At 68.5% G+C, this 25043-nt stretch carries 21 protein-coding genes; 15 read left to right on the forward strand and 6 right to left on the reverse strand.

The window, feature by feature from the left end:
* Positions 1-96 precede the first annotated feature (96 nt).
* The 4 genes from FPY90_RS02250 (at position 97) to FPY90_RS02265 (ending at position 3573) form a co-directional block, all read left to right on the forward strand.
* Positions 97-690, forward strand: a complete 594-nt coding sequence (locus tag FPY90_RS02250) for an ATP-dependent Clp protease proteolytic subunit (protein ID WP_071216420.1) — start codon at positions 97-99, stop codon at positions 688-690.
* 44 nt (positions 691-734) lie between these two features.
* Positions 735-1397 (forward strand): ATP-dependent Clp protease proteolytic subunit, encoded by a 663-nt coding sequence (locus FPY90_RS02255; RefSeq protein ID WP_071216421.1) that lies wholly within the window; start codon positions 735-737, stop codon positions 1395-1397.
* A gap of 164 nt (positions 1398-1561) precedes the next feature.
* Positions 1562-2854 (forward strand): ATP-dependent Clp protease ATP-binding subunit ClpX, encoded by a 1293-nt coding sequence (gene clpX, locus FPY90_RS02260; RefSeq protein WP_071216422.1) that lies wholly within the window; start codon positions 1562-1564, stop codon positions 2852-2854.
* A 71-nt stretch (positions 2855-2925) separates the two neighbouring features.
* The gene (locus FPY90_RS02265) at positions 2926-3573 is read left to right on the forward strand and encodes a mycothiol-dependent nitroreductase Rv2466c family protein (RefSeq protein WP_071216423.1); all 648 of its coding nucleotides are present in this window, start codon (positions 2926-2928) and stop codon (positions 3571-3573) included.
* A gap of 439 nt (positions 3574-4012) precedes the next feature.
* Here FPY90_RS02265 and valS read toward each other — a convergent pair whose 3' ends face one another.
* The 6 genes from valS to FPY90_RS02295 form a co-directional block, all read right to left on the reverse strand.
* Positions 4013-6640, reverse strand: coding sequence for a valine--tRNA ligase (gene valS / locus FPY90_RS02270; protein WP_498683589.1), 2628 nt, complete (start codon positions 6638-6640; stop codon positions 4013-4015).
* Between the two features lie 145 nt (positions 6641-6785).
* Positions 6786-8474: a glycoside hydrolase family 13 protein gene (locus tag FPY90_RS02275; protein ID WP_498683590.1), complete on the reverse strand. Its 1689-nt coding sequence runs from the start codon at positions 8472-8474 to the stop codon at positions 6786-6788.
* Positions 8474-9373 carry a carbohydrate ABC transporter permease gene (locus FPY90_RS02280; protein WP_498683592.1) on the reverse strand — a complete coding sequence of 300 codons (900 nt, stop codon included), beginning with the start codon at positions 9371-9373 and terminating at the stop codon, positions 8474-8476. Before FPY90_RS02280 ends, FPY90_RS02275 begins: the two co-directional genes overlap by 1 nt.
* Entirely contained in the window at positions 9370-10284 is a 915-nt protein-coding gene (locus tag FPY90_RS02285) for a carbohydrate ABC transporter permease (protein ID WP_498683593.1), read from the reverse strand. The genes FPY90_RS02280 and FPY90_RS02285 overlap by 4 nt, the downstream gene beginning before the upstream one ends.
* A 2-nt stretch (positions 10285-10286) precedes the next feature.
* Complete coding sequence (locus FPY90_RS02290) at positions 10287-11582, reverse strand: ABC transporter substrate-binding protein (RefSeq protein WP_498683594.1); 1296 nt, start codon at positions 11580-11582, stop codon at positions 10287-10289.
* Between the two features lie 9 nt (positions 11583-11591).
* On the reverse strand, positions 11592-13739 hold the full coding sequence (locus FPY90_RS02295; protein ID WP_498683595.1) for an alpha-galactosidase: 2148 nt from the start codon (positions 13737-13739) through the stop codon (positions 11592-11594).
* 138 nt (positions 13740-13877) lie between these two features.
* Between FPY90_RS02295 and FPY90_RS02300 the strand changes: the two genes are divergently transcribed.
* From FPY90_RS02300 to FPY90_RS02350, 11 genes are all read left to right on the forward strand, one after another.
* Positions 13878-15077 carry an ROK family protein gene (locus FPY90_RS02300; RefSeq protein ID WP_498683596.1) on the forward strand — a complete coding sequence of 400 codons (1200 nt, stop codon included), beginning with the start codon at positions 13878-13880 and terminating at the stop codon, positions 15075-15077.
* A 104-nt stretch (positions 15078-15181) separates the two neighbouring features.
* Complete coding sequence (locus tag FPY90_RS02305) at positions 15182-15547, forward strand: DUF488 domain-containing protein (RefSeq protein ID WP_498683597.1); 366 nt, start codon at positions 15182-15184, stop codon at positions 15545-15547.
* Positions 15548-15637: 90 nt separating this feature from the next.
* Positions 15638-16408 carry an SDR family oxidoreductase gene (locus tag FPY90_RS02310; RefSeq protein WP_498683599.1) on the forward strand — a complete coding sequence of 257 codons (771 nt, stop codon included), beginning with the start codon at positions 15638-15640 and terminating at the stop codon, positions 16406-16408.
* Positions 16405-17142 carry a sirohydrochlorin chelatase gene (locus tag FPY90_RS02315; protein ID WP_498683601.1) on the forward strand — a complete coding sequence of 246 codons (738 nt, stop codon included), beginning with the start codon at positions 16405-16407 and terminating at the stop codon, positions 17140-17142. Before FPY90_RS02310 ends, FPY90_RS02315 begins: the two co-directional genes overlap by 4 nt.
* A gap of 77 nt (positions 17143-17219) precedes the next feature.
* The gene (locus tag FPY90_RS02320) at positions 17220-18944 is read left to right on the forward strand and encodes a nitrite/sulfite reductase (protein WP_498683602.1); all 1725 of its coding nucleotides are present in this window, start codon (positions 17220-17222) and stop codon (positions 18942-18944) included.
* The gene (locus FPY90_RS02325) at positions 18941-19663 is read left to right on the forward strand and encodes a phosphoadenylyl-sulfate reductase (protein WP_498683604.1); all 723 of its coding nucleotides are present in this window, start codon (positions 18941-18943) and stop codon (positions 19661-19663) included. The genes FPY90_RS02320 and FPY90_RS02325 overlap by 4 nt, the downstream gene beginning before the upstream one ends.
* 61 nt (positions 19664-19724) lie before the next feature.
* Entirely contained in the window at positions 19725-20684 is a 960-nt protein-coding gene (cysD, locus tag FPY90_RS02330) for a sulfate adenylyltransferase subunit CysD (RefSeq protein WP_498683606.1), read from the forward strand.
* Positions 20684-22078 carry a sulfate adenylyltransferase subunit 1 gene (locus tag FPY90_RS02335; protein WP_083411487.1) on the forward strand — a complete coding sequence of 465 codons (1395 nt, stop codon included), beginning with the start codon at positions 20684-20686 and terminating at the stop codon, positions 22076-22078. The genes cysD and FPY90_RS02335 overlap by 1 nt, the downstream gene beginning before the upstream one ends.
* Positions 22079-22166: 88 nt before the next feature.
* The gene (locus FPY90_RS02340; protein WP_498683607.1) at positions 22167-23294 is read left to right on the forward strand and encodes an ABC transporter substrate-binding protein; all 1128 of its coding nucleotides are present in this window, start codon (positions 22167-22169) and stop codon (positions 23292-23294) included.
* A complete protein-coding gene (locus FPY90_RS02345) occupies positions 23291-24013 on the forward strand; it encodes an ABC transporter ATP-binding protein (RefSeq protein WP_498683609.1) in 723 nt (240 codons plus the stop codon). The genes FPY90_RS02340 and FPY90_RS02345 overlap by 4 nt, the downstream gene beginning before the upstream one ends.
* Positions 24003-24977 carry an ABC transporter permease gene (locus FPY90_RS02350; protein WP_498683611.1) on the forward strand — a complete coding sequence of 325 codons (975 nt, stop codon included), beginning with the start codon at positions 24003-24005 and terminating at the stop codon, positions 24975-24977. The genes FPY90_RS02345 and FPY90_RS02350 overlap by 11 nt, the downstream gene beginning before the upstream one ends.
* Positions 24978-25043: the final 66 nt, after the last annotated feature.

The following is a 25043-nucleotide window of genomic DNA, read 5'->3' on the forward strand; positions in this document are numbered from 1 at the left end:
AGGAAGTAAAGAGCCAATGGCCCGACGGACAGAACATCGGGCCACGGCATCACGGAGAGGTATCAGAACATGTCCAGTGACTCCCGCACTCCCACAATGGCTTCGGTAGATCCGGCCCAGCGTGAGGACTACATCTACAACCGGCTCCTCAAGGAGCGCATCATCTGGCTCGGCACCGAGGTGAGCGACGCGAACGCAAACGCCATCTGCTCCCAGCTGCTCCTGCTCTCGGCCGAGGACTCGGACAAGGACATCTGGCTGTACATCAACTCCCCGGGTGGATCGATCACCGCCGGCATGGCCATCTACGACACCATGCAGTACATCCCCAACGATGTCGTCACCGTCGCCACCGGCCTGGCCGCGTCCATGGGACAGTTCCTGCTGTCCTCCGGCACCCCGGGCAAGCGCTACGCAACCCCGAACGCCCGCATCCTGATGCACCAGCCTTCCGGGGGCATCGGCGGCACCGCCTCGGACATCCGCATCCAGGCCGAACTGATCCTTCACATGAAGAAGGTCATGAGCGAGCTGACCGCACAGCAGACCGGCCAGACCGTCGAGACCATCCTCAAGGACAACGAGCGCGACAAGTGGTTCACCGCCGCTGAAGGCCTCGAGTACGGCTTCTTTGACCACATCGCCCAGTCCTCCGGCATCGTCTCCGGTGGCGGCGGGGTCGCGAAGTAACGCGACGGAACCCGGCAGACCTAACTGATTTCCCAGGAGAAACGATGAATTTCACCCCGCATGCCACCTCCGGCGAAACGCCCTCGGCACGCTACATCCTTCCGCAGTTCGAAGAGCGCACCCCGTACGGGTTCAAGCGCCAGGACCCGTACGCGAAGCTTTTCGAAGACCGCATCATCTTCCTTGGCACACAGGTGGACGACGCATCGGCCGACGATGTCATGGCGCAGCTGCTGGTCCTCGAGTCCATGGACCCGGAACGCGACATCACCTTGTACATCAACTCGCCCGGTGGTTCCTTCACCGCGATGACCGCGATCTACGACACCATGCAGTTCATCCGCCCCGAGGTCCAGACCGTGTGCCTGGGCCAGGCAGCCAGCGCCGCTGCGGTGCTGCTTGCCGGCGGAACCCCGGGCAAGCGCCTGGCGCTGCCCAACGCCCGCGTGCTGATCCACCAGCCGGCCATGGGCGGTGGCGAACGCGGCACCGCCTCGGACCTGCAGATCCAGGCCGAAGAGGTCATGCGCATGCGCTCCTGGCTGGAAAACACCCTCGCCGGGCACAGCAACAAGACCGCGGAAGAGGTCGGCAACGACATCGAGCGCGACCTGTACATGACCGCGGCCGAGGCCAAGGAATACGGCCTGATCGACGAGGTCCTGTCCCCGCGCAAGATCAAGCCCCAGGGCACCATCACCCGCTAAAGACGGGACTTGACGAACGGGCGGCCCGCGTCGCGGCGCGAAATATGCGCACCAAGGGCCGCCCGTTCGTCCATTCTGACGGCGCTCTGTCATAGAGTTAAGACAGTTAAGCACTTCCGGTCTCTCGGGCCGGTCTTACCGGTACCAGATAGGGGACCAACACGATGGCACGCATGGGTGAAGGGTCTGATCTGCTCAAGTGTTCCTTCTGCGGCAAGAGCCAGAAGCAGGTTCGCAAACTGATCGCCGGCCACGGCGTCTACATCTGCACCGAATGCATCGAGCTCTGCAACGAGATCATCGAGGAAGAGCTCGCCGAGGTCGAAGAGGGCGTTGCCTTCGAGCTGCCCAAGCCGAAGGAAATCTTCGACTCGCTGCAGGAATACGTCATCGGGCAGGAGGGCGCCAAGCGCTCGCTCGCGGTGGCGGTCTACAACCACTACAAGCGCATCCAGGGCGGGGCCGCGGCCAAGTCCGTCTCGACGCTCTCCGACGCCAATTCCCTCGACGAGGTCGAGGTGGCCAAGTCCAACATCCTGTTGATCGGCCCCACCGGCTGCGGCAAGACCTACCTGGCCCAGACGCTGGCCCGCCGCCTGAACGTCCCCTTCGCCGTCGCCGATGCCACCGCGCTCACCGAGGCCGGCTACGTGGGAGAGGACGTCGAGAACATCCTGCTCAAGCTCATCCAGGCCGCCGACTACGACGTCAAGAAGGCCGAGCAGGGCATCATCTACATCGATGAGATCGACAAGATCTCCCGCAAGAGCGAAAACCCCTCGATCACCCGGGATGTCTCGGGCGAGGGCGTGCAGCAGGCGCTGCTGAAGATCCTCGAGGGCACGGTCGCCGCGGTACCGCCGCAGGGCGGACGCAAGCACCCGCACCAGGAGTTCATCCAGCTGGACACCACCAATGTGCTGTTCATCGTCGCCGGCGCCTTCGCCGGGCTCGAGGAAATCATTTCCTCCCGCGCCGGACGCAAGGGCATCGGATTCGGCGCCCCGCTCTCGGCACTGAAGTCCGAGGAAGCCTCCTACTCGGATGTGCGCCCCGAGGACCTGCTGAAGTTCGGGCTCATTCCCGAGTTCATCGGCCGCCTGCCGGTGATCAGCACCGTGGAAAAGCTCGACCGCGAGGCGCTGATCAAGATCCTGTCCGAGCCGAAGAACGCGCTGATCAAGCAGTACCAGAAGATGTTCCGCATGGACGGGGTGGAATTGTCCTTCGAGCTGGGCGCGCTGGAGGCCATTGCGGACCTAGCACTTGCCCGGGACACCGGTGCCCGCGGGCTGCGCGCCATCCTGGAAGAAACCCTGAGCTCCACCATGTTCGAGATGCCGAGCCGCGACGATGTCGCCGAGGTCGTCATCACCGCCGACGTGGTGCTCAACGGGGCCGAACCCACCTTGATCTCCGCGCAGGTCGCCGACAAACGCGGCAAGAAGTCCGCCTAGCCATGCAGTTGGACGCCACCGTGAAGCGCGGCGTCCCGATTGCCCTGTTATCCAACTGAAGGAGAAGTACGTTGTCCGAGAAGACGCACGTTGATTTTTGGTTCGATCCGGCCTGCCCCTTTGCCTGGGCGACGTCCCGCTGGGTGCTCGAGGTCGAGAAGGTGCGCGACATCGAGGTGGCGTGGCACGTCATGTCGCTCTCGGTGCTCAACGACGGCCGTGAGGACCTGAGCGAGCACTACCGCGAATTCGTGGCCAAGGGCTGGGGACCGGTGCGCGTGCTGATCGCTGCCGCGCAGAAGCACGGCGACGCGGTGCTGGGCGATCTCTACACCGCCATGGGCGAGCTGCTGCACTACGAAAAGGTCGAAGACTACAGCGAGGTCATTTCCCGCGCCCTGGCCACGGCCGGACTCGAGCCGGAACTGGCCGACGCCGCCACTGGCACCGAGTTCGACGAGGCACTCAAGGCCAGCCACAACGACGGGATTTCCCGCGTGGGCCAGGACGTCGGCACCCCCGTCATCGCACTGAACGGCACCGCATTCTTCGGACCGGTCATCACCCGGATCCCCGTGGGCGAGGAGGCCGGAAAGCTCTTTGACGCCGCGGTCACCCTGGCCTCGTTCCCGTACTTCTTCGAGATCAAGCGGTCCCGGACCGAAAACCCGCAGTTTGACCTCGAAGCGGCCGGCGGCAAAAACGTGTCAATGGCCTAAAGCGCCAACATTCGATGCGAGGGGCCCGGGAAAACCACAGAGTTTTCCCGGGCCCCTTGCCCGTTAAGGGGCCGGCGCGTATAAAAGAGATACGCATCACTACCGGAATGATGCCGAACAAAAACCGAATTCGTGGTGACGGACTATTGGAATCTCTTCTAGCCCGGCTGTAACAGCGATGCAGCAAGACCCGCGCAACGAGGATTTTGTCCGGTTCTCAAAGTCAACGCTGTACGAGAACCAACACCGAGTCGAAGCCCCTCCGACAGTAGTTTTGTCAGCCGAAGGGGCTTCCCCTCTGTCCGCCACCAGCTGGCGTGACCGAACGCAGGGGAAGCGCTGCTTCGACGGATGATACGACGAGGGCGCCGTTCCACTCCCCGCGGGGATGGGAACGACGCCCTCGTTGTGTGTTGCCTGTCGCGGCAACGGACGCTTGCTAGGCCTGGACGGTGTCCTCGGCCGGGGCCAGCACCACGTCGCTGACGACCAGGTCGCCCTCGGCGGCCACCAGCTCCACATCGTGTGCGTTGCCGGCGGCGAGCAGGTCGCCCAGCCCGGCCCGCAGCAGCTCCAGGGTGGCCTCCGGTGCGGAGATCACCCCGGAGAGCACCTCGGTGCGCTGCTTGACCTTGGCCTCGGACTTGGCCTTGCGGATGCCCGACAGCGCCTCGCCGACCACCGGGAGCACCGCGGTGTTGGCGCCCTCGATGGCACCGGCCAGGTGGGCCGTTCCGGGCCACTGCGCGGTGTGCACCGAACCGGCACGCCACCAGCCCCAGACCTCTTCGGTCGCGAACGGCAGGAACGGGGCGAACAAGCGCAGCACCGCATCCAGCGTGGTGGCCAGGGTGGTCAGCACCGAGGCCTGCTCGGCCTCGCCGCGGGCACCGTAGGCACGGTCCTTGATCAGCTCGACGTAGTCGTCGGTGAACGACCAGAAGAACGACTCGGTGATGTCCAGCGCGCGGGCGTAGTCATAGGCATCGAAGGCGCGGGTGGCGTCGTCGATGACCTGGGACAGGCGGGCCAGCACGGACTTGTCCAGGCCGTTGGTGACCACCGCGGCGTCCCCGGAGATGACGTTGGCTTCGGTGGCGCCGAGGTTCAGCACGAACTTCGAGGCGTTGAGGATCTTGATCGCCAGGCGGCGGCCGATCTTCATCTGGTTGATCTCGTACGCGGTGTCGGCACCCAGCTTGGCGCTGGCTGCCCAGTAGCGCACGGCATCGGAGCCGTAGTCGTTGAGCACGTCGGTGGGAACCACGACGTTGCCCTTGGACTTGGACATCTTCTTGCGGTCCGGGTCAAGGATCCAGCCGGAGATCGCCGCGTGCTTCCACGGGGCGACGTCGTGCAGCGCGTCGGCGCGCACGGCGGAGGAGAAGAGCCAGGTGCGGATGATGTCGTGGCCCTGCGGACGCAGGTCGAACGGGAAGACCTTGGCGAAGAAGCCTTCCTCGCGGGACCAACGGCCCACGATCTGCGGGGTCATCGAGCTGGTGGCCCAGGTGTCGAGCACATCGGCATCCCCGATGAAGCCGCCGGGGGTGTTGCGCGCCGACTCCTCGTAGCCCGGGGCGGTGTCCGCGGCCGGATCGACCGGCAGCATCTCATCGGAGGGCAGGATCGGGTGCTCGTAGTCGGGCTCGCCGGAGGCATCCAGCGGGTACCAGACGGGAACCGGGACGCCGAAGAAGCGCTGGCGGGACACCAGCCAGTCGCCGTTCAGGCCCGAGATCCAGTTCTCGTAGCGCGAGCGCATGAACGCGGGGTGGAACTCGATCTGCTTGCCGCGCTCGATCAGTCGCGTGCGGCGTTCCTCGTCGCGCCCGCCGTTGCGGATGTACCACTGGCGGGAGGAGATGATCTCCAGCGGCTTGTCGCCCTTTTCGAAGAAGTTCACCGGGTGGGTGATCTTCTTCGGTTCCCCGTCGAGCAGGTTCGCGGCGGCCAGCAGCTCGACAACGCCCTCCTTGGCGGAGAACACCGTCTTGCCGGCGATCGCGGCGTAGGCCTCCTTGCCGGCGTCGGTGGTGATCCACTCCGGGGTCTCGGCGATGACGCGGCCGTCGCGGCCGATGATGGTGCGTGTGGGCAGCTGCAGTTCGCGCCACCAGGTCACGTCGTTCAAATCGCCGAAGGTGCACACCATCGCGATGCCCGAGCCCTTGTCGACCTTGGCCAGCGCGTGCGGGTAGACCGTGACCGGGACATCGAACAGCGGGGAGGTGACGGTCTTGCCGAAGAGCGGCTTGTAGCGCTCGTCCTCGGGGTTCGCGACCAGGCCGGCGCAGGCGGCCAGCAGCTCGGGGCGGGTGGTCTCGATGAAGACCTCGGTGCCGTCCTCCGCGGTGAACGGGTAGCGGTAGTAGGCGCCGGGCATTTCCCGGTCCTCCAGCTCGGCCTGGGCCACCGCGGTGCGGAAGGTGACGTCCCACAGGGTGGGGGCCTCGGCCATGTACGCATCGCCGGCGTTCAGGTTGGCCAGGAAGCCGCGCTGCGAGACGGCACGGGACACGTCGTCGATGGTGCGGTAGGTCAAATCCCAGTCGACGGACAGGCCCAGGGTGGAGAAGAGGTGCTCGAAGACCTTCTCGTCCTCGACCGCGAGCTCCTCGCAGAGCTCGATGAAGTTCTTGCGGCTCACGACGTCCCAGTCGCGCTGGTTCTTCGCCGGGGTCGCCGGGGGACGGTAGCCCTCGATGTAGGAGTAGGTAGGGTCGCAGCGCACGCCATAGTAGTTCTGCACGCGGCGCTCGGTGGGCAGGCCGTTGTCGTCCCAGCCCATCGGATAGAACACGTTCTTGCCGCGCATGCGCTGGTAGCGGGCCAGTACGTCGGTCTGCGTGTAGGAGAACATGTGTCCCACGTGCAGCGAGCCCGAGGCCGTTGGTGGGGGAGTGTCGATGGAGTAGACCTGCTCGCGCGTGGTCTCTGCGTTGAATTTGTAGGTGCCTTGTTCGCGCCAGCGGGCGCCAAGGCGTTCCTCCAGGCCCTCGAGAACGGGCTTGTCCGGAACGGAAACGATGACGGGCGTGTCTGTGCCCAAGGTGTCTTCTGCCATGGTTTCCATTCTTCCATGCCGGCGGCATTACCCCCAGTCGTGCCACGTTGATGCCCGCCACAGGCACGCCCGGGGCGCACGCGGTTGACGCCGCGTGCGCCCCCGTGGCGCGGTCCGGGATCCGTCGGGAGCCTGCCGGGTGGTGCTACGGGGCGATCCAGAGGGTGGTTTCCCCCGGGATGGGCGCCGTCTCCCGCGTGATCGCGCCGCTGGCAACGACGATCCGGGTCGGATCGAGGCCGGCGGGCAGGTCAACCGGCGTGGTGCCGAAGTTGGTCAGCACTTCCCAGCCGTTGGGGCGGCGGTAGTGCGCCAGCGTGGCATCGGGCGCCGAAACCCACTGGAGCGCCTCGGTGGTTTGCAGCTTGCGCCGCCAGGCCAGGGCGCTGCGGTAGAACTCCAGGGTGGAACCGGATACGCCGTCCTGGGTGTCTACGGCGTGGGCGGCAAACCACCCGGGCTGCGGCAGCCATGGCGAGCCGCCGAACCCGAGGTGTTCCTCGGCTGAGTTCCACGGCAGCGGCACGCGGCAGCCGTCGCGGCCCTTGGCCTTCTTTCCGGTGCGGAACCACGTGGGGTCCTGCAGCGATTCCAGGGGCAGGTCCGCGGCCTCGAACAGGCCAAGTTCCTCGCCCTGGTAGAGGTAGGCGGAGCCGGGCAGCCCCAGCATGAACAGCGTTGCGGCCCGGGCCCGGCGCAGACCGCGTTCCGGATCGCCGGCAGGTTCCCGGCCGCCGGAGAGCAGCCACGCGTCCTGGGCGGCGGCGTCGGTGCCGTCGGGCAGGGAATAGCGCGAGGCGTGGCGGACCACGTCGTGGTTGGAGAACACCCAGGTGGACGACGCACCCGAGGTTTCGGCCTCGTCTAGGCACCGGGCCACGATGTCACGGAATTCCCGTGCCGCGAAGGGAGCCTGCAGCAGGTCGAAGTTGAACGCCTGCCCGAGCCCGGTGGGACGGGCGTACAGCAGGCGCCGGTGGGTGAACGGCACCCATGCCTCGGCGACGGCGATGCGCGGCGGGTCGTATTCGTTGAGCACCTCGCGCCAGCCGGCGAAGATCTCGTGGACCTCGTCGCGGTCGAAGAGCGCGTCGGTGCCGTCATCGACGGTGATCTCCAGCGAGGGCTTGGAACGCAGCGGCAGGTTCATGTCCTTGACCAGGGCGTGGGCAACGTCGACGCGGAAGCCGTCCACGCCGCGGTCGGCCCAGAAGCGCAACGTGGTGTGGAAGTCTTCGCGCACCTCGGGGTTGTCCCAGTTCAAGTCCGGCTGTTCGGAGGCGAAAAGGTGCAGGTACCACTGCCCCGGCGCCCCGGCGTTGGGCCCGGCGGTTTCGGTGATGCGGGTCCAGGCCGGCCCGCCAAAGTGCGATGGCCAGTCCGAGGGGGGAATCTCTCCGTTCTCGCCCAGTCCGTCGAGGAAATGGTAGCGGGCCCGTTCGGGGGAGCCGGGGGCTGCCGCAAGGGCGGCGGTGAACCATTCGTGGCGGTTGGAGGAGTGGTTGGGCACCACGTCGGCGATGACCTTGATGTTCGCCGCATGGGCGGCCGCGACCATGGCGTCGAAGTCTTCGAGGGTTCCCAGACGCGGGTCCACGTTGCGGTAGTCGTCCACGTCGTACCCGCCGTCGGCCAGGGCCGAGGGGTAGAACGGAGAGAGCCAGATGGCGTCGATGCCCAGCTCCGCCAGGTAGCCCATGCGCGAGGTCACCCCGGGCAAATCGCCCAGGCCGTCGCCGGTGGCGTCGGCGAAGCTGCGCGGGTAGATCTGGTAGACGGCCGCCTGGCGCCACCAATCGGCGTCGAGTGCGGCGGTCGAAACGTTCTCGTTCATCATTTGATGGATCCTCTCATGACACCGGAAATAACCCAGCGCTGTGCAAATAGGTAGACCAGGAGCAACGGGGCCATCGCCATCAGGTAGGAGGCGAAGGCGGTGGAATAGTCGGTGTTGAACTGGCTCTGGAAGACGTACTGGACCAGGGGCAGGGTGCGGGTGGCCGGATCGGAAAGAATCACCAGGGGAAGCAGGAAATCGTTCCAGGCCCAGAGGCAGGTCAGGATCCCGACCGTGGCGTTCATGGGCGTCAGCAGCGGGAAGATCACCTTCCAGAAGGTGGTCCAGTGGCTGGCCCCGTCCATGATCGCCGCCTCCTCGAGCTCCGGGGGGATCGACTTGATGAATGCGGTGTAGACGAAGATGTTGAAGCTCAGCCCATAGACCGTGTAGAGCAGGAACAGCCCGACCGGGTTGTCCAGACCCAGCATCGCGGTTTCCTTGGTCACCGGGAGCATGATGATGGGGAACGGGACAAAGAGCGCTGCGATGAAAAAATAGTACAGGGCCTTGAAAAACGGCCTGTTCATGTTGCGTGCGATCGCGTAGGCAACCATGGAATTGGTGATGATCGTCAGGACCACGGCGCAGGCCGTGACGATTCCGGAAACCAGCAGGGCGTGGGGGAAGTTGGTCAGTTCCCACGCCTTGGAGAAGTTTTCCGGGTGGATGGAAGTGGGCAGCTCGAAGCCGGTGCCGCCGAGCTGGTCGGGGGACTTCAACGCGGTGACCACGGTGAAGTACAACGGGATGAGCACCGTCAGCGAAAGCACTGCCACCAGGATGGTGACGGGAATGTTGAAGGACGAGATCCGTCGTTTGCCTGACGGGCCAGGGAGCGGCGCGGAGCCGGCTTTGTCTGATTCGGCCGGTTCGGCCAGCTTTTGCAGGGTCACGAGAAATCAGCCTCCTTGCGTTGTAGGGTCCGCAACTGCAGCAGGGAAAGGACCACGATGACGATCAGGTACACCACGGAGTTGGCCATCTGGTAGCCGTACTCCCCGCCCTGGAAGCCTCCCCGGTAAATGACCATGGCCACGGATTCGGTGCTGGTGCCCGGTCCGCCGCCGGTCAGCGCCACGATCTGGTCGAAGGCCTGCAGCAGGCCCTTGAGTGCAAGGACCATGTTGATGGTGAAGAACGCGGAAATCATGGGAAAGGTGATGGCGGTGAACTGTCGCCAAGGTGATGCCCCGTCGAGGCTTGCCGCTTCGTAGAGTTCGGCCGGAACCGTTTGCAGCCCCGCCAGGTAGATGATCACGCTGAACGCGATCGACTGCCAGGCGGTCACCCCAACGATGCCCAGCCAGGCGAGATCCGGGTTGGTGAGGATCGAGGAGGAGAGCCATTCGAGGCCAAGTGCCTGGCCGATCAGCGGAAGGTTGTTGGAGAGCAGGTAGTTGAAGACGTAGCCGACGATCAGCACCGAAAGCACGTTGGGGATGAAGAAGATTCCACGGAACGCCGTCTGGAACTTGATCTTCGCATTCAGCAGCAGGGCGATGAACAATGCGCCGACGTTCACCACGATGGTGGAGGTGACGGCGAACAGGAACGTGAACCCGTAGGAGGCCAGGATCCGGTCGTCCCTGAAAAGGTTCGCGTAGTTGGCCAGGCCGACGAAATCCCATTCGCCGTAACCCGCGTAGTTGGTGAAGCTGTAGAAGATCCCGGTCAGTGCCGGGACCGTGTGGAGCACAAGGAAGAGCAGGAGGGCCGGGATCACCATCCAGTAGAACGTCCGGTTCACGGTTTCGCTGCGCAGTTTGTTCCTGGAAGGGCCCGTGGCGAGGCGTGGTGCGCCCATGGTCATTCCCCTTTCTTCGTTGCTGTGCGTGCTGCGGCCTTGGCAAACTCGCGGTCGGCCCGGTCGAGGAATGCCGTGGTGTCGCCGTCGAGCATGAACTGCTGCAGCATTGCGGTGAACGGAATGCTGGTGGGCACCTGGTGGTCGAAGTAGCCGATCAGCCGGCCCCGCTCGAAGATGTCCTGGACCCCGGCCAACGCCGGGTCGACGATGGGTCCGGCGTCCTTCAGCGGCACGAGTGCGGATTGCGCCTCGGCGTAGTCCTTCATCGACTCGCTGCGCATCAGGAACTCAATGAATGCCGCGGCTTCGGTCGGGTGCTTGGTGTCCCGTCCCATCGCGAGGGTGACGTCGACACCCGTGACCAGGGTCGTGTCGGCAGGGTTGTTGGTGGTCGGGTACGGGAACGAGGCGATCCTTGCCTCCGGGTTGGCTGCCCGGATGGCGGGAATGGCGAAGCTGCCCTGGAGGTACATGGCCGATTTTCCCGCGGCGAAGGCCGCGTTCCCGTCGTTGTAGCCGTCGCTGTCGGCGCCGGGCTGGCGGTAGCTGAAGAGCTTCTTGAGCTTTTCGGCGGCTTCCACCCCGTCCGCCGCGAAGGAATGCGTCCCGTTCTGCGGTGTCCACGCGGAGGAGCGGATGTCTTGGAAGAACCCGGCCGGCTTGAGGTTCCCGGCGAGGTTCACGTAGGCGGGCAGAACGGTCCACGCGTCCTTGAGGGTCATGTGGAACGGTGCCACCCCGTTGTCCTTGAAGGTGTCTGCCGCGGCAATGAGCTCGTCCCAGGTGCGCGGCACCGCGACGTTGTACTTGGCGAAGATGTCGGGGTTGTACAGGATGGCGCTGGCATTGTTGGCAAAGGGCAGGCCGTTGGTCTCGCTGCCGTGGCAGGTCCCCAGGGAATCCAGGATTTCCTGGATCTCGGGTTTGGTCCGGGAGGCCGCGGGGAAGGCCGAAAGGTCCGCGAACACGCAGGATGCGGCCAGGTCGCCGAAGTTCCCGTTGCCGTTGAGTGTGAGCACATCGGGTGTCTTGCCCTTGACCAGGAGGGTGCGGATTGCGGTGTCGGGGTCCGGAACCGAGTTGATGACCACATCGATGCCCGGGTTCTTCGCCTCGAACTCCGCGGCCAGCCCCTGGAAATTGGCGACCGCCTCGGGCTTGAACTGGAAGAAGTCCAGTTTCACGCGGCCGGCGTCCGCCGGGGCGCAGGCGGCCAACGAAGCACCCAGGGCCACGGCCAGGGCGGCGCCGGCGAGGCGGCGCCAGGTGCTCGGACGGGATTTTGCGGTGTTCACAGGTGTTCCTTAGCCGTCGGTCCGGTCAAGCATGATCAGTACCGATTGCTCGGGGAAGAGCACGGGGGACTGCAGCCCAATGGTTCCCAGGGTGGTGCCGCTGAGGACATGCGGGGTTTGCGACCAGGACAGCGCGGACTGGCCGTTGCCGACCGAATCGTTCAGCGGTTCGCTGAGCCGCACCGTGTACCTGGCCTCGGGGTCCAGCCCGGGCAGGGTGAAGCGTCCTGCGGGGTAGGTGATCGATGCCTGGCGCTGCGTGAAGGCGAAGACCGCGCGGGAGGCGTCGGCGGCAACCACTCCCCGGATGTCGAGGGCGGGGTCCGGATGGTCTGCGTGGACGCTGTCCCCGGAGTGGAAGAGGCTCCGGTTTTCCTTGTGGAAGTCGACCCACCGTGCGAGCTCGGTGGTGAGTGACTCGCCGATGCCGGCGATGTTCCATTCGATCCCGAAGTGCCCGAAGATCGCGGTGCGTGCCATGAACCCCAGCTCGTGCCTGCGCCCGGTGGAGTGGGAGCGCGGACCGCCGATGTGGGCGCCCATCAGCTCGTAGGGGACCAGCAGGTTGGTGTTTTCCTGGTTGTCCAACCGCTCGATCGGATCGATGCAGTCGGAGGTCCAGATGCGGTCGGTGTGCTGAAGGATGCCCAGGTCCACGCGGGCGCCTCCCGAGGCGCAGCTTTCGATTTCCAGGTGCGGGTGCCGGGCCTTGAGCTCGGCAAGCAGCCGGTAGAGCGCAAGGGTGGTTTCCCGCACCGCCGCGGTTCCGCTGTGCGCGTGGGAAGCCTCAAGCAGGTCGCGGTTGTGGTCCCACTTGATGTAGCCGATCGGGTACTGGGTGAGCAGGGCGTCGATGCGCTCCAGCAGGTACGCGTAGCACCCGGGATGGGCCAGGTTTAGCACCTGCTGCTGGCGTGCGCTCACCGGCCAGCGGTCGGCGGTATGCAGTATCCAGTCGGGATGGTTGCGGGCCAGGTCGCTGTCCGGGTTGACCATCTCGGGTTCGAACCACAGCCCGAATTCCATGCCGAGCCCCGTCACGTGGTCGATGAGCGGGGACAGGCCCTGCGGCCACACCTGCGCATCGACAAACCAGTCGCCGAGGCCCGCGGTGTCGTCGCGGCGGCCGTTGAACCAGCCGTCGTCGAGCACGAAGCGTTCAACTCCCACGGTGGCGGCCTTCTCTGCAAGGTCCGTGAGGGTGCCCAGGTCGTGGTCGAAGTACACCGCTTCCCAGGTGTTCAAGGTGACCGGGCGCGGCTTGGCCGGGTGCTGCGGCCGTGCCCGCAGGTCCCGGTGGAAACGGGCCGAGAGCTGGTCGAGGCCGTGGCCCCAGGAGCCGAGCGCCCACGGGGTGGAATAGCTGGTCCCCGGTTCGAGGACCAGCTCCCCGGGCAGCAAGAGTTCCCTGGCGGTGATGAAGTTGTCGGAGGTGATGGTCCGCTCGGCGCTCAGCCGGTGGTTGCCGCTCCAGGCCAGGTGGACGCCGTGGACCAGGCCCGAGCGGTGTCCGAAGCCCGTCTCGCCGGCCAGCATCAGCAGGCTGGCATCGGCGCCGGGGCGGCCTCGGCGGGATTCGCGCACGTGCGAGCCGACCGTCAAGGGACGGCGCTGGGCGCTGCGTTCCTTGAGGTGGCGGCCGGTGCTGTCCTGGATCGTGGTTGCGGTGTGCGGCAGCGGGAACACGGTGGCGAGCCGGTTGACCAGGTAGGAACCGGAGCCGGAGTTACTCAGGGTGTGGCGCTGGGAGAGAACGCCGTTGGCACTGAGCTGCAGTTCGGTGAGAAGTTCGAGGCCGGCGACGGGGTCGGTGGCGCTGATGGCCAGGCTGTGTGCGCTGGATTGGATGTCGGTGGCGCTCAGGGCGCTGGCCCAGGACAGGGAATCGCGGTGGCCCTCGAGCGCGGGGGAGTGCTGCCAGCCGAAGCGTTCCTGGGGGAAGAGGTCCAATCGGGCTGGCTGGTCGATCCCGCCGGAGACGCGTTGCGGGCGGGCCGCGCTGGCCAGGTCACGCAGCTCGCTTTCGCCGAGTTCACCGGTCGCCGGGCCCCAGTGGATGATCGTTGGCATCCCGGCGGTCGTGGCATCAACGATGACGGAGGTGCCCCCGCGGTGGAGCTGGTGGTAGGGCGCGAAGGGGTGAGCTGTCGAGGTCATTCATTATTTTTACTTCAAAACTAATCGACGTGTCAAGCACCACAGGATCCGAGGGAACCTGGGCCTGGCGTCGTTTGGGCGTCGATCCGGTGGCGAGTTGGGTCGATATTTATGACCGATATGAAATAAACTGGTTGCATGTCAATTGAAGCCACGACGAACAGCGAACCAAGCGCCACGCGGAACCGGTCCCTTGGGCGGACGGCAGCATGGGCGCCGTTGCTCAGCGAGCCGGAACTGGAAGTGGCGCGCGCCATCCTGATCCATGGCCCCAGCTCCCGCGGTGAGCTTTCCCGGCGGCTGAAGCTCAGCGCCGCCAGCCTGACCCGGCTGAGCAAGCCGTTGCTGGATGCGGGAATCGTGAGCGAAAGTGACCTGGTCCTCGACGGGAGCGTGGGGCGCCCCGTTCGGCTGCTCGACATCCGCCAGGAGGCCAGGTTCTTCGTCGGCATCAAGATCACCGGAACGATGGCGCAAGGCGTGCTCACCGACCTGCGCGCGATTTCCCGGGTCAGCGCCTCGCGCGAGCTGCCGACCCACGAGGTTGCGGACGTGGTTGAGGTCCTGGTGGAGCTGGTCGGCGAGCTCCGCGAGCGGTCCGGACTTCAAGTGTCGGGGGTGGGCATCTCCATAGGTGGCCAGATATCCGGCGGGACGGCCATTGACCGCGCCCCGTTCCTGGACTGGCGCAATGTCCCGCTGGGGGACCTGCTGCGTCAACGCACCGGACTTCCGGTGTTGCTCGAGAATGACGTGACGGCACTCGTTGCCGCCGAGCAGTGGTTCGGTGTGGGGCGGTCGGTCGCCGACTTCGCCGTGGTGACCGTCGGTGCGGGCGTGGGCTACGGGCTTGCCATCCATGATCGCGTGGTCCGAGGTCCGGACACCGGGTTGGGGCTGGGCGGGCACTTCCCGCTGGATCCGAACGGCCCGCTGTGCCTTGAAGGGCACCGCGGGTGTTCCACCGCCATGCTCACGATTCCCAGCATTTGTGCTCAAATCTCCACGTCGCTGCAGCGGGAGGTCACCTACGAAGAGGCCTTCGGGCTGGCAGCCGCCGGGAACAAGGTTGCCCACTCGGTGCTGCAGGCCGCTGCGCGGGCCCTGGGACACTTCCTGGCAGCGGCCGCGAACCTGACCATGGTCAATACGGTGGCCCTGGGCGGCGAAGGGATCGAGCTCTTCGAGAAGTACGGGCCGACCGTGCGTGCCGCCCTGGCGGGGGACCGGGACCCGGAGGCGGGCGAGGTCCGGATCACCGTGCTGGCAGGGGAATTCGACCAGTGGGCCCGGGGTGCTGCCGCGGTGGCCATCCAGGAGTATGCATTCTCGCAGTAGGCCTCAGGGGCAACCGTGCTGACCGGAAACCCATGCATGCCGTCCTCCCCGGGCCGGTGCCACCTCCTCTGGAAGAAGTGCCTAAACAGGCCTAAAATTGAAGCATGGGAAGTTTTCGATTATTGCGTGCGTACGAACCTGCCGACGGTGGCTACCGGATCCTGGTGGACCGGCTCTGGCCGCGGGGACTGAGCAAGGAACGTGCGGCGATCGACGACTGGGCCAAGGACGTGGCCCCCTCGCCCCAGCTGCGCGTGGCCTTCAGCCACAAGGCCGAGCGGTTCACCGAGTTCAGCGACCACTACCGCCAGGAGCTGGAGGTGGGTTCCGCCGCGGAGGGTGCCGAACGGCTGTTGGAGATCGCCCGCGAGGAAGACGACGTCGTGCTGGTCTACGGCGCCCGCGATACCGTCCACAACCACGCAGTGGTGCTCATCGATTTCCTGGCCGGGGCACAGCAGGAATCATGAGGCCGCGGCCAGGGGCGCCGCGGTCGAACCCCGAGCCATGAAACGACATCGCGGTTGGGGGCAGGTGCCCCCGCTGGTTAGGATTTGTCCATGTCGCCATCGAATCCACGCCCCCAGCATGCAGCCGTCGTCACCGGAGCCTCCAGCGGAATAGGGGAGGCCACCGCGCGCACCCTGGCCGCCGCGGGGTGGAAGGTCTTTGCCGTGGCCCGGCGCGCCGACCGGCTGGCGAAGCTCGCACAGGAGACCGGCGCGATCCCCGTCGCCGCCGACATCACCGACGACGCCCAGGTCGCGGCGCTGCTCGCGGCCGTCGAGGCCGCCGGCGGCATCGACACCCTGGTCAACATCGCCGGCGGCGCCCGCGGCGCCGACCACCTGGCCGAGGCCAAGAACGAGGACTGGGACTTCATGCTCCAGGCCAACGTCATGGGCACCATGAAGATCACCCGCGCCTTCCTGCCGATGCTCCGCGCCCACGGCGAAGGCACCGTGCTCAACCTGACCTCGACCGCCGGGCTGGTCAGCTACGAGGGAGGATCCGGCTACAACGCCGCGAAGGCCGCACAGCGCGCGCTCACCCAGGCCCTGCGCCTGGAAGAGGTCGAGCACAACATTCGGGTCATCGAGGTGCTGCCCGGCCTGGTGCAGACCGAGGAATTCGCCCTGCGCCGGCTGGGCGGGGACCGCGAATTGGCCCAGAAGACCTACGCCGGGGTGGCCAAGCCGCTCACCGCCGGGGACGTGGCAGACATCGTCTCCTACGCCGTCAACGCCCCGCACCACGTGAACCTCGACGAGATCGTCGTCCGCCCGGTCGCCCAGGCCGCTGCCCACAAGCTGATCCGCGGCCAGGCGTGAGCCCCGCCGCGCCAGGGGCGGCACGGCCGCTGCACGTGGTGGCCTGCGCCCACGGCACCGAGAACCCCGAAGGCCGCCGGCTCGTGAACGGGTTGCGCGGGGACCTGGCCGAGGTGCTTTCCGCCGACGGCATCGACGCGGTCATCCACGAGGCCTACGTCGACGTGCAGGAACCCCGGCTGGAATCGGTGCTCGCCGCCCTGCCGCCCGGCGAGGATGCCATCGTCGCCCCGCTGCTGCTCTCCGAGGGCTTCCACACCTCGGTGGACATCGCCGAGGCGGCGGCCGCCCGGCCGCACACCCTCGTGGCCGGCCCCATGGGCCCCGACCCGCGCCTGGCCGAAGTGCTGGCGGCGCGGCTGGCCGAGTCCGGACACCGCCCCGGGGACGCGGTGGTGCTGGCCGCAGCAGGCACGCGCCTCGAGGCCGGGCAACGGCAGGCGGCCCGGATGGCCGAGGCCCTCGCCGCGGAACTGGGCCAGGAGGTCACGGTGGCCTATTGCTCGGCCGCCGATCCGTCGGTGCCCGACGCGGTGGCTGCGGCACATGCCGCGGGCGCCAAGCGCGTGGGCATTGCCGCCTTCCTGCTGGCCCCCGGATTCTTCCACGACCGGCTGGCCGGAGCCGGCGCCGACCAGGTGACGGCGGCGCTGCTGCCGGGCGTCACAATCGCTAAATGTGTCGCCGGAAGACTCTCCGAAGCCCTCGCGGCGGGGCCCTCCGACACCGAATAGGTCGCCGCGTTACGGCATGACGTTTCGGGTCGGGGGCCGCTGGCGGGCCGTCTCCGACCCGCCCTACTGTCGTAGCCATGACACAGGCAACCGACACCCCGGCAAGCACCGGCACCGCCCGGCCAGCCCGCCCGGCGGCCAAGCCGCACGGACAGTGGAAGATCGACGGCACCGCCCCGCTGAACCCCAACGAGGCGTTCAAGGCCGACGACAACGGGCTGAACGTGCGCGAGCGCATCGAGACCGTCTATGCCCGCGGCGGCTTCGACTCCATCGACCCCACCGACCTGCACGGCCGCTTCCGCTGGTGGGGCCTCTACACCCAGCGCAAGCCCGGCATCGACGGAGGGCGCACCGCCACCCTGGAGCCGCACGAGCTCGAGGACCGCTACTTCATGCTGCGCGTGCGCATCGACGGCGGCACGCTGAGCACCGACCAGCTGCGCACCATCGGGCAGATCTCCCGCGACTTCGCCCGCGACACCGCGGACGTCACCGACCGGCAGAACATCCAGCTGCACTGGATCGACGTGGTGGACGTCCCGGAGATCTGGCGCCGGCTCGAAGCCGTGGGCCTGGACACCACCGAGGCCTGCGGGGACGTGCCGCGGGTCATCCTCGGCTCCCCGGTCGCGGGGATCGCCAAGGACGAGATCCTGGACCCGACCCCGGTCATCGCTCAGATCCGGGAGCGCTTCATCGGCGACCCCGAGCTGGCCAACCTGCCGCGCAAGTTCAAGACCGCCATCACCGGGCACCCCTCCCAGGACGTGGTGCACGAAATCAACGACATCTCCCTCGTCGGGGTGCGCCACCCCGAGCACGGGCCGGGCTACGACCTGTGGGTCGGCGGCGGCCTGTCCACCAGCGCACGGCTGGCCGAACGGCTGGGCGCTTTTGTGAGCGAGGAGCGCGCCGCCGAGGTGTGGCTGGGGGTCGTGTCGATCTTCCGCGACTACGGCTACCGGCGGCTGCGCAACAAGGCGCGGCTGAAGTACCTGATGAACGACTGGGGGCCCGCGCGCTTCCGCGAGGTGCTTCAAACCGAGTACCTGGGCTACGCACTGCCCGACGGGCCCGCCCCCGAGAAGCCCACCACCCCCGGGGACCACGTGGGCATCCACGAGCAGAAGGACGGGCGCCACTACATCGGCGCGTCCCCGAATGCCGGGCGGCTCTCCGGCACGCTGCTGCTGGAGTTGGCGGACCTGCTCGAGCGCCACGGCTCGAAGCGGCTGCGCACCACCCCGCACCAGAAGCTGCTGGCCCTGGACATCCCGGCCGGATCGGTGGCCGCGGCCGCCGCGGAACTGGATGCGCTGGGCCTGGAAACCACGCCGAGCATCTTCCGCCGCTCCGCGATCGCCTGCACCGGCATCGAATACTGCAAGCTCGCGATCGTCGACACCAAGGACACGACCATTGCCGCGGTCGCCGAGCTCGAGACCCGCTTCGCGGCCAAGTCCGCGGTGCGGCTGCCGCCCTCGCTGAGCCTGCACGTGAACGGCTGCCCGAACTCCTGCGCCCGCATCCAGACCGCGGACATCGGCCTGAAGGGCCAGCTGCTGCCCGACGGCAACGGCGGGCAGACCCCCGGCTTCCAGGTCCACCTGGGCGGGGGACTGGCCTCAACCGAACGCGGGGAGGCCGGGCTGGGCCGCACCGTGCGCGGCCTGAAGGTCACCGCCCGGGACCTGCCCGACTACGTCGAGCGGGTGTTGGAGAACTACGCGGCCGGGTCCGCGGACGGCGAGTCCTTCGCCGCGTGGTCGCACCGCGCCGCGGACGAGGACGTCCTGTGAGGGCCGCCGATACGGTCATTGCGGATCGGAAGAGAGCCGACCGGGCGCTGGCCGAGGCCGGCGCCGCGCAGCTGGGCTTCGACGCGCCGGCCACCGAGGTGATCGCCTGGGTGGCGGCGAACTTCGCGACCGCCGAGGTCGCCGTCGCCTGCTCGATGGCCGACGCCGTGCTTCCCGCCGTCGTCGCCGAGCAGCTGCCCGGGGTCGACGTGCTCTTCCTGGAGACCGGCTACCACTTCGCCGAGACCCACGCGACGCGCCACGAGGTCGCGTCCTCCCTGGACGTGCGGATCGTCGACGTGCTCCCCGAACGCACCGTCGAGGAACAGGACGCCGAGTTCGGGCCCCGGCTGCATGAACGCGACCCCGGTGCCTGCTGCCGTCTGCGCAAGATGGAGCCGCTGGCCCGTGCGCTGTCCGGATACCGGCTTTGGTTCACCGGGGTCCGCCGCGAGGAGGCCCCCACCCGCACCAAGACCCCGCTGGTCACCTGGGATGCTGCGCACGGGCTGGTCAAGGTCAACCCGCTGGCCGGATGGAGCTTCGACGAGCTGATTTCCCACGCCACCGTGCACAGCGTCCCGGTGAACCTGCTGCTGTCCAACGGCTACCCCTCGATCGGCTGCGCACCTTGCACCCTGCCGGTGGCCGAGGGGCAAGACCCGCGCACCGGCCGCTGGGCCGGGGTCGCCAAGACCGAATGCGGCATCCACCGATGAGCCCCGCAGCAGCGGCGCCGCGCCGCATGCCCGCCACAACACACCCACGAAGGAGCCAGAGATGAGCACCACCGCACCCGCCCCCGCGCGGCCGGTCCCCGCCGCACCCGGCACACCCGGCAGCACGCACGAAACCGACGTGCTCGATGCGCTCGAGGCCGAATCCATCCACATCCTGCGCGAGGTCGTCGCCGAGTTCGAACGCCCCGCGATGCTGTTTTCCGGCGGCAAGGACTCGGTGGTGATGCTGCATCTGGCCACCCAGGCCTTCTGGCCCGGGGTTGTCCCCTTCCCGGTGCTGCACGTGGACACCGGGCACAACTTCGCCGAGGTCATCGCCTTCCGCGACGCCACGGTCGAGCGGCTGGGCCTGCGCCTGGAGGTGGCCAGCGTGCAGGACTACATCGACGACGGGCGGCTGGCCGAGCGCGCCGACGGCACCCGCAACCCGCTGCAGACCACCCCGCTGCTCGACGCCATCGAGGACAACGGGTTTGACGTGCTCTTCGGCGGCGGGCGCCGCGACGAGGACAAGGCCCGGGCCAAGGAACGCATCCTCTCGCTGCGCGACGAGTTCGGCCAGTGGGACCCGCGCAACCAGCGCCCCGAACTGTGGAACCTGTACAACGGGCGCCACACCCCGGGTGCGCACGTGCGCGCCTTCCCGATCAGCAACTGGACCGAGCTGGACATCTGGCGCTACATCGAACGCGAAAACATCGCGCTGCCCCCGCTCTACTACGCCCACGAGCGCGAGGTCTTCGAGCATTCGGGCATGTGGCGGGCCACCGGCGAATTCAGCCGGCCCGGCGACGGGGTGCCCACGGTGCGCCGCAGGGTGCGCTACCGCACCGTGGGGGACATGTCCTGCACCGGGGCGGTGCTCTCCGAGGCCGACACGGTCGCGAAGGTCATCGCCGAGGTCGCCACCACCACCATCACCGAACGCGGGGCCACCCGCGCGGACGACCGCATCTCCGAGGCGGCCATGGAAGACCGCAAGAAGGACGGGTATTTCTAATGAGCACCACGAACCTGGACACCGCCGCGGACACCGCCGCATGTGACGAGGCCGCACGTGGCCATGCCGCACCGGCGCTGGGCACCCGCGGGCTCTTCCGTTTCGCCACGGCCGGCTCCGTGGACGACGGCAAGTCCACGCTCGTCGGCCGGCTGCTGCACGATGCCAAGGTGGTCCTCGCCGACACCCTCGAGACCCTGGCCCGCACCTCCGCGGAGACCGGCTTCGGCGGCGGGGACGGCACCCTGGATCTGGCGCTGCTGACCGACGGGCTACGCGCCGAACGCGAACAGGGCATCACCATCGACGTGGCCTACCGCTACTTCAGCGCCGGTGAGCGCTCCTTCGTGCTGGCCGACTGCCCCGGACACGTGCAGTACACGCGCAACACCGTCACCGGCGCCTCCACCGCCGACGCGGCCATCGTGCTGATCGACGCCCGCAAGGGGGTGCTCGAGCAGACCCGCCGCCACCTGGGCGTCATCGGCCTGCTGCGTGTGCCCAACGTGGTCATCGCGGTGAACAAGATCGATTTGATCGGCTACGACGGGCAGCGCTTCGCGGACATCGCCGCCGACGTGGCACGGGTGGCCGCCGGGCTGGGCCTGCCTACCCCGCACGTCCTGCCGGTCTCCGCCTTGCGCGGGGACAACGTGGTGGAGCGCTCCGCACACACCCCCTGGTACACCGGGGAAACGCTGCTGGGGCTGCTAGAATCCCTGCCAACCCGCGACGAGGCGGCCGCCGCGGCCGAGGACTTCCGCTTCCCGGTCCAGCTGGTGCTGCGCCCCCAAGGCGCGCTGGCCCCGGGCCTGGATGCCGAGGCGTTCCGCGACTACCGCGCCTACGCCGGGTCCATTGCCGCCGGAACCATCGCCGTGGGGGACCGGGTCACCGTGGCGTCCCCGGGCGCCCCGCGCCGGGAAACCACCGTCACCGGGATCGACGCCGCCGGGGTCCGGCTCGATACCGCCACGGCACCCGCGTCGGTGGCGCTGCGGCTTGCCGACGAGCTGGACATCGCCCGCGGGGACACCATCGCCGCCGCCGGCACGCTGCCCGATTCCTCCGCGGACCTGCTGGCCCAGCTGTGCTGGCTCTCGCCGGCCCCGCTGCGCCCCGGGGCCGCGGTGCTCATCAAGCACGGCACGGCCACGGTGCGGGCGAAGGTCACCGCCATCGAGGGCCGGCTGGACCTGGAGGACTTCGGGCTGCTGCCCGCCGCCAGCCTGGAACTGAACGACATCGGCACCGTGGTGCTGCGCCTGGCCGCCGAACTTCCCACCGAGCCGTACGCGCGCCACCACCGCACCGGGGCGTTTTTGGTGATCGACCCGCAGGACGGCAATACGCTGGCCGCCGGACTCATCGCAGAGCGCAACTCCGCCGCCTAGCGGCGAACCCCCGGGCGGGGCACCGTCCCCGCCGCAGCACACATGCCGTACCACCCCCATGCCGCACCCACAGACAAGGACACCTCCCATGGACACCATCCGGTACACCGCCGACGGGCCGCAGCGCGGCCCCGGGAGGCGGGCGCTGCTCGCCGGCGGCACCGGGCTGCTGGGCCTGCTGGTGCTCGGCGCCGCCGCCACCACCACGGTGCCGCGCCCGGGAACGGCCGGCACCGCACCCACCGGGCCCGCGGCCACGCTGCGGCTGGGCTTCTTCGCCAACCTCACCCACGCGCCGGCGCTCGTCGGCACCGCCAAGGGGCTGTTCGCCGCCGAGCTCGGGGGCTCCGGCACGAGCCTGGCCACCAGCGTCTTCGGCGCCGGTCCCGCCGCCGTCGAGGCGCTGAACGCCGGGGCCATCGATGCCGCCTACCTGGGGCCGAATCCCGCGATCGCCGCCTTTGCCTCCAGCGGGGGCGCGGGGCTGCGCGTGCTGGCCGGTGCCGCGGCGGGCGGAGCGCAGCTGGTGGTCCGCGCCGGCATCGCCGAGGCCGCGGCGCTGCGCGGCACCACCCTGGCCACCCCGCAGCTCGGCGGCACCCAGGACGTCGCACTGCGCACCTGGCTGGCTGCCCAGGGGCTGGAAACCGACCTGCGCGGCGGGGCGGTGGCCATCACCCCCACGTCCAACGCCCAGAGCCTGGAACTTTTCCGCGCCGGAAAGATCGACGGGGCCTGGCTGCCCGAGCCGTGGGCCTCCCGGCTGGTGCTCGAGGCCGGCGCGATGGTGCTCCTCGACGAGGCGGAGCTGTGGGACGGGACCGAGACCGGTGCGCCGGGGCTGTTCCCGACCACGGTGCTCGCGGTGTCCCCGGACTTCGCCGCCCGCCACCCCCGCACCGTCGAGGCCCTGCTGCGCGGCCACCTGGCGGCGCTTGACTGGATCAACACCGCCAGGGAAGCCGACGTGCTGGCGGTGCTGAACGCGCGGCTCGCCGAGACCGCCGGTGCCCCGCTGGCTACCGACGTGCTGGCCCGCGCGCTGGGAAAGCTGGAATTCACCGCGGATCCGCTGGCCGGGGCCTACCCGCGGCTGCTGGAAAACGCCGTCGCCGCGTCGCTTGCCGAACCGGCGAGCCTGGACGGGCTCGTGGACACCTCGTTCCTGGAGGCGGCCCGCGCCGCCAGCACCACCCAGGCCGGGGCCGGCGCATGAGCATCGCCATCGAGAACCTCTCCAAGGACTACGGCGCGGCCCCGGTGCTCTCCGGCATCACCACCACCATCGTGACGGGCGAATTCGTCGCGGTGCTGGGTGCCTCGGGCTGCGGGAAGTCCACGCTGCTCAACGTCATCGCCGGGCTCGAGCCGCCATCGGCCGGATCCGTGGGCGTCCCGGCGGGAGGCGCGGCGTTCATGTTCCAGGACGCTGCCCTGCTGCCCTGGCTCACGGCCCGCGCCAACATCGAACTGGCCCTGGAACTGCGCGGAATCCCGCGCAACGCACGCCGGGCGCGGGCCGGGGAGCTGCTGGAGCTGGTCCACCTGGCCGATGCCGGGGACAAGCGCCCGCACGAGCTCTCCGGCGGCATGCGCCAGCGCGCCTCGCTGGCCCGTGCCCTGGGCCAGGACCGTCCGGTGCTGCTGATGGACGAGCCGTTCGCGGCGCTGGACGCGATCACCCGGGACCTGTTGCACGAGGAACTCGAACGGATCTGGCGCGCCCACCGGCGCACCGTGCTCTTCGTGACCCACAACGTCCGCGAGGCCGTGCGCCTGGGCCAGCGGGTGCTGCTGCTTTCCTCCCGTCCCGGGCGGATCGCCGCCGAGTGGAAGATCCCCGGGCACGTGCGCACCGACCCGGCCGCGCAGGCCGCCTTGACCGGCGACATCACCCAGAGGCTACGCGAGGAGATCCGCCACCATGCCAACTAGCATCACTTCAGCCACCGCCATTGCCCGTGAACGGGCCACCGCCCGCGCCGCGAACCCCGCTCCGGACCCGGACCCGGCGGCGCTGCCCGCGGGCCCGGGATCCCAGGCCACCACGGATTCCCTCGGCGAGCTCGAGGCCGGCCTGGACAACCTGCAGGACGCCCCCGCCGCCTCCCGGCCGGCGGCCGGGCGGATCCTGCTGCCCTTGGGCACCCTCGCGGCCCTGCTGAGCCTGTGGCAGCTGGCCGCCTGGTTCGGTTCCCCGCGCACGGACCTGTTCCCCGGCCCGCTCGAGGTGCTGGGCACCGCCGGGGCGCTGGCGGCCGACGGCCGGCTGGCCGAGGCCGTGGCCACCTCGCTGCAGCGCGGGGTGCTCGGCTTCGCGCTGGCCCTGGCCATCGGCACGCCGCTGGGGCTGCTGCTCTCGGCCTCCACCACCCTGCGCCGCGGCCTGGGACCGCTGGTTTCCGGCCTGCAGGTGCTCCCGTCCGTCGCCTGGGTTCCGGCGGCGATCATCTGGTTCGGCCTGACCGACGCCACGGTCTTCTTCGTGGTGCTGATGGGCGCCACCCCCTCCATCGCCAACGGGTTCCTGTCCGGCGTGGACATGGTCCCGCCGCAATACCGCCGGCTCGGCACCGTGCTGGGCGCTTCGCGCACCCAGCAACTGCTGCGCATTGTGCTGCCGGCGGCGCTGCCCGGATACCTGGCCGGGCTCAAGCAGGGCTGGGCGTTTTCCTGGCGCTCGCTGATGGCCGCGGAGATCATCGCGGTCGGCGGGTCCATCGGCTTCGGCCTGGGCTCGCTGCTGCAGCAGGGCCGCGACCTGTCGCAGATGGCCGTGGTCGTCGCCGCCATCCTGGCCATCCTCGCCGTGGGCATCGCCGTCGAACTGCTGGTCTTCACCCCGCTGGAGCGGCGGCTGCTGCACCGCCGCGGCCTGGCGCCCGGAGCCGGCCGATGAACCGCCAAACGACCCATCCACCGGCCCCGCGCCGCCGACCCACCGCCACCCGCCACCCCCAGGAGC

It is taken from the genome of Arthrobacter sp. C2 (assembly GCA_024207135.1).
Taxonomy (GTDB): Bacteria; Actinomycetota; Actinomycetes; order Actinomycetales; family Micrococcaceae; genus Paeniglutamicibacter.

Bases quoted from the DNA above. Each gene is read 5' to 3' on its own strand.
- FPY90_RS02250 (WP_071216420.1), top strand. From the start codon at position 97: ATGGCTTCGGTAGATCCGGCCCAGCGTGAGGACTACATCTACAACCGG.
- FPY90_RS02255 (WP_071216421.1), top strand. From the start codon at position 735: ATGAATTTCACCCCGCATGCCACCTCCGGCGAAACGCCCTCGGCACGC.
- clpX (WP_071216422.1), top strand. From the start codon at position 1,562: ATGGCACGCATGGGTGAAGGGTCTGATCTGCTCAAGTGTTCCTTCTGC.
- valS (WP_498683589.1), bottom strand. From the start codon at position 6,640: ATGGCAGAAGACACCTTGGGCACAGACACGCCCGTCATCGTTTCCGTT.
- FPY90_RS02275 (WP_498683590.1), bottom strand. From the start codon at position 8,474: ATGAACGAGAACGTTTCGACCGCCGCACTCGACGCCGATTGGTGGCGC.
- FPY90_RS02285 (WP_498683593.1), bottom strand. From the start codon at position 10,284: ATGGGCGCACCACGCCTCGCCACGGGCCCTTCCAGGAACAAACTGCGC.
- FPY90_RS02295 (WP_498683595.1), bottom strand. From the start codon at position 13,739: ATGACCTCGACAGCTCACCCCTTCGCGCCCTACCACCAGCTCCACCGC.
- FPY90_RS02300 (WP_498683596.1), top strand. From the start codon at position 13,878: ATGTCAATTGAAGCCACGACGAACAGCGAACCAAGCGCCACGCGGAAC.
- FPY90_RS02305 (WP_498683597.1), top strand. From the start codon at position 15,182: ATGGGAAGTTTTCGATTATTGCGTGCGTACGAACCTGCCGACGGTGGC.
- FPY90_RS02310 (WP_498683599.1), top strand. From the start codon at position 15,638: ATGTCGCCATCGAATCCACGCCCCCAGCATGCAGCCGTCGTCACCGGA.
- FPY90_RS02320 (WP_498683602.1), top strand. From the start codon at position 17,220: ATGACACAGGCAACCGACACCCCGGCAAGCACCGGCACCGCCCGGCCA.
- cysD (WP_498683606.1), top strand. From the start codon at position 19,725: ATGAGCACCACCGCACCCGCCCCCGCGCGGCCGGTCCCCGCCGCACCC.
- FPY90_RS02335 (WP_083411487.1), top strand. From the start codon at position 20,684: ATGAGCACCACGAACCTGGACACCGCCGCGGACACCGCCGCATGTGAC.
- FPY90_RS02340 (WP_498683607.1), top strand. From the start codon at position 22,167: ATGGACACCATCCGGTACACCGCCGACGGGCCGCAGCGCGGCCCCGGG.
- FPY90_RS02345 (WP_498683609.1), top strand. From the start codon at position 23,291: ATGAGCATCGCCATCGAGAACCTCTCCAAGGACTACGGCGCGGCCCCG.
- FPY90_RS02350 (WP_498683611.1), top strand. From the start codon at position 24,003: ATGCCAACTAGCATCACTTCAGCCACCGCCATTGCCCGTGAACGGGCC.